At 61.3% G+C, this 4,062-nt stretch carries 3 protein-coding genes; 2 read left to right on the top strand and 1 reads right to left on the bottom strand.

Going from position 1 to position 4,062, the window contains the following annotated elements; all coding sequences use genetic code 11:
* Positions 1–23: 23 nt before the first annotated feature.
* Positions 24–926, bottom strand: coding sequence for a serine protein kinase RIO (locus ACNPN0_RS02360; protein ID WP_434693130.1), 903 nt, complete (start codon positions 924–926; stop codon positions 24–26).
* A gap of 140 nt (positions 927–1,066) precedes the next feature.
* Between ACNPN0_RS02360 and ACNPN0_RS02365 the strand changes: the two genes are divergently transcribed.
* Both ACNPN0_RS02365 and paaZ read left to right on the top strand, forming a co-directional pair.
* Positions 1,067–1,783: a tyrosine-protein phosphatase gene (locus ACNPN0_RS02365; RefSeq protein ID WP_434693128.1), complete on the top strand. Its 717-nt coding sequence runs from the start codon at positions 1,067–1,069 to the stop codon at positions 1,781–1,783.
* A gap of 109 nt (positions 1,784–1,892) precedes the next feature.
* The gene (gene paaZ / locus ACNPN0_RS02370) at positions 1,893–4,016 is read left to right on the top strand and encodes a phenylacetic acid degradation bifunctional protein PaaZ (RefSeq protein ID WP_448937622.1); all 2,124 of its coding nucleotides are present in this window, start codon (positions 1,893–1,895) and stop codon (positions 4,014–4,016) included.
* Positions 4,017–4,062: the final 46 nt, after the last annotated feature.

Here is a 4,062-nt window from a genome sequence, read left to right on the forward strand (position 1 = left end):
GGCGCGCGCAGTTCTGGCTGTCCTCAGAAGAGGTAGCTCATCAGCGAGGAGAACAATTCATCGGGGTCATTGGGCAAGCCCTTGGAAGTGAACCAATCGCAAAGATTCACGCAATCACGGTGCAGGAAGTCCAAGCCGTTCGGGTTGCCGGCAAGATCTACGCACTGCGGGACATCGATTACTACTAGCCTTTCGCCGGAGACAAGAATGTTGTACGCGGAGAGGTCTCCGTGGGCGATGCCGAGCCCGGCAAATTTCTCCAGTGCGCCGGTGAGCTGGTCCCATAGCGATGGGAGGCGCGGGTCAAAGCGCGAGAGCTGCTGCAGGCGAGGCGCTGCCGCGTGCTGATCGTCTGGATCGGCAATGAACTCCATGAGGATTTCGGTGCCATCGATTTGCACAGGGTAGGGAACAGGTATGCCCGCCTCGTAGCAACGGAGCAAATAGCTCCATTCGGCGTTGGCCCACTGCAGGGCAGCGATCTGCTTGCCGTACGCGGAGTTGTTGCGGATAGCGCGGTTATCACGCGAACGCCGTGCGGAGCGCCCGTCGCTATAGGACTGCGAGCGGCTGAACTGCATTTGCTCGCGCGAACGATAGCGCTTTGCTGCCAGAAGGCTGCTGCGATCTTCGGTGGCACGTTCCAGCAGGAAGACATCGCCTTCTTTGCCCGTTTTCAAGATGCCCAGCTCGGTGTCGATGGCTGCGGCCTCTTCGATGAGCCAGTGCGGATACGGTTTGGGGCCGCGCAAGCCCTTCTCGATAAATGGCCATGTCGAATAACGTTGGCCGTTTGCCGGATCACCGGTCTCGGAGTCGTTCCAGACCGGCTTGTGCTTGCTGAATTTCAGTTGTTGATCGGCCTCCGTGGAGGCAGCAGCGATCAGTGGCGAATTTGCGGCCTCGAGGCCAGCTGGAAAATGCATTGGAAGTAGTCCTTGGGAGAAGGGGGAAATGGCTTGTTCAGGCGGTAAGCAATCATCGTTACCCCTCCTTCAATAGACTGATTGACGTTTGCCAATGACTAGAACAATACAACAGCCGGGCAATGTGTTGCAATAGGCTTATGAGCCACAGCCTTACCTACCGCAAGCAAGCCGGGGACCTGGACTGGAGCGGAGCCGTTAATGCGCGGCATATCTGCGGAGCCTTCTACCGCATGGGCAGGCATGAGTGGCTGACGGCTGAGGGCTGGCAGCAAATGCACGCTGCTGGCGTCAATAGAGTCATCGACCTGCGCAACCCGGATGAAATCCGCCGTCGCGAGCATGACCCAGCGGTGCCCGCGGCAAGCCTCGCAGGGATCGAGCTGGTGAACCTGCCGCTGGAATCGCCAGGCAATGAACGTTTCGAGTCGGTGGCGGTGCCGTACATGAATCACACCGGGATGTACCAGCTGGTGTGCGAGGAATTCGGCGACCACCTGCGGGCAGTGTTCGAGAGCCTCGCGACCGCGGATCAGGGCACGGTGGTCCACTGCTCGGCTGGACGCGACCGATCGGGATTGATAGCCACAATGCTGCTTCAGCTGGCTGGCTTGGATGGCCAGATCCTGCTCCATGATGAACTCGCGGTCAGGGGGATCAATGAGTGGCATCGCATTTCCCCTCGCAAGCACCCGTACGAGAGCTACCGCAGTGAAGAGCAGCTGCGGGAAATCATTCGTGGCCGAGCTGGCGAACTGGAGAATTTCCTCAGGTGGCTCGGGTCCACGCGGAGGTATTTGCTGGACCAGGGAATGAGCGAGAACGCCGTGGAGCGCCTGCGCCAGCTGGCACGCTAAGAGCCAGGGAACGCTGGCGAAGCAGCGAGGCGCGCAAGTGTCCTCGATCACCCCTTCCTGCTATGGTTAACGGTAATACTGACCGACCGTTCAGGAAGGAATTGCGTCAATGACGACAGAACAGATCACCGTAGTACCCAGCTACATCGCGGGGAACTGGCACAGCCCAGCGGCACAAGGCGGAACCGAGGTCCGCGACGCCAATACCGGCGAAGTGCTGGTCACCGTCACCAAGGACAACTTGGATGTTGCTGGCGCCGTGGCATACGGACGACAGACCGGCCAGCGCGAACTAGCCAAGCTCTCCTTGCATGAGCGGGCGCTCAAGCTCAAGGAACTAGCGCTGTACCTCAATGAGCGGCGCAAGGACCTGTACGAGGTTTCCTTCAAGACCGGTGCCACCAAAATCGACTCTATGGTGGACATCGACGGTGGCATTGGCGTGCTGTTCACCTTCTCTTCCAAGGGCCGGCGCGAACTGCCCAATTCCAACGTGATCCTCGATGGCCCCACCGAGCCGCTGAGCAAGGACGGTTCCTTCATTGGCACCCACATCTACACCGCGATGGCCGGCGTAGTCGTCCAGGTCAATGCCTTCAACTTCCCTGTCTGGGGGATGCTCGAGAAGTTCGCACCGGCCTTCATCGCCGGTGTGCCGACAATCGTCAAGCCGGCAACCCCCACCGGGTACCTCACCGAAGCGGCTGTGCGCATGATGCTGGACTCGGGCATCCTTCCAGAGGGTTCGCTGCAGCTGCTTTCCGGCTCTGCTCGCGACATCATGGACCACCTGGACTACCGCGATATGTTCGCCTTCACCGGATCGGCATCCACCGCAAGCAAGCTCAAGTCGCACCGCAACGTTATCGACGGAGGCGTGCGCTTCGCGGCTGAAACCGATTCCCTGAATGCAGCCATCCTCGGCCCCGACGCTGTGGAAGGCACCCCGGAATTCGACGCTTTCGTCAAGGTTGTCGTCAATGAAATGACGTCGAAGGCCGGCCAGAAATGCACCGCCATCCGCCGCAACATCGTGCCCGCAGCACAGGTGGATGCGGTCATTTCGGCCGTCGGCAAGCGCATCGATGAACGCGTGGTCATCGGCGATCCTCGAGTTGAGGGCGTCACCATGGGTGCCCTGGCTTCGCTGGAACAGCTGGCCGATGTGCGCGGGGCCGTCGAGGACATGATCGCTGCCGGCGGCGAGCTGGCCTACGGCCGCCTGGATGCCCCTGCGGTACGTGTTGCTCCCGAAAAGAACGCCGTGGCAGAAGGCGGAGCCTTCATGTCCCCAGTGGTCCTTCGCTGGAACGACGCGCGCAACCCGATGGTGCACTCGCGCGAAGCCTTCGGCCCTGTCAGTTCCGTCATCGGCTACAGCAGCGTTGACGAGGCCGTGGAACTGGCTGCCATGGGCGCCGGCTCGCTGGTCGCAACCGTGTGCACCAATGACGCCGAAGCCATGCGCGCCCTGTCCTTGGGCATCGCCGCGCACCACGGGCGCGTGCACATCCTGAACCGCGAAACCGCACGGTCCACCACCGGCCACGGCTCTCCGGTTCCGCATCTGGTCCATGGCGGTCCAGGCCGGGCAGGAGGCGGCGAAGAACTGGGCGGCATCCGCTCGGTCAAGCACCACATGCAGCGCACCGCGGTGCAGGGCTCGCCCAGCATGATCACCGCGCTGAGCGGCGTCTGGCATACCGGTGCCCAGCAGTCCCTTGCTGGCAGCCAGCAGTTTGGCGGCAAGCCGCAGAACGTCCACCCGTTCCGCAAGTCGCTGGCTGAGCTGAAGATCGGTGACGGTTTCGTCTCGGATCTGCGTGAAGTCAGCTTGGAGAAGATCACCGAATTCGCTCACGAAACCGGCGATACCTTCTATGCGCACACCGATCAGGCCGCCGCCGAAGCCAACCCGTTCTTCCCGGGGATCGTGGCCCACGGCTACTTGCTGGTTTCCTGGGCTGCGGGACTGTTCGTGGAGCCTGCTCCGGGACCCGTCTTGGCCAACTACGGCCTTGAATCACTGCGATTCATCACCCCTGTAGCTGCCGGCGACTCGATTCGCGTCACCCTGACGGCCAAGAAAATCACCCCGCGCGTCACCGACGAATACGGCGAGGTTGCTTGGGATGCGGTGCTGCACAACCAGAACGATGAACTGGTCGCCACCTACGACGTGCTGACCTTGGTTGAAAAGACCGACTCGACCTATGCCAACTGGAACGGCTAAGTCCGGCTGACCCCTTCGCGGGAAACAAGAAATGGCGTTGGGCCAC

Source organism: Glutamicibacter sp. AGC84 (assembly GCF_053543575.1).

Excerpts from the sequence above, each read along its gene's own strand:
- ACNPN0_RS02360 (WP_434693130.1), bottom strand. The coding sequence starts at position 926 with ATGCATTTTCCAGCTGGCCTCGAGGCCGCAAATTCGCCACTGATCGCT.
- ACNPN0_RS02365 (WP_434693128.1), top strand. The coding sequence starts at position 1,067 with ATGAGCCACAGCCTTACCTACCGCAAGCAAGCCGGGGACCTGGACTGG.
- paaZ (WP_448937622.1), top strand. The coding sequence starts at position 1,893 with ATGACGACAGAACAGATCACCGTAGTACCCAGCTACATCGCGGGGAAC.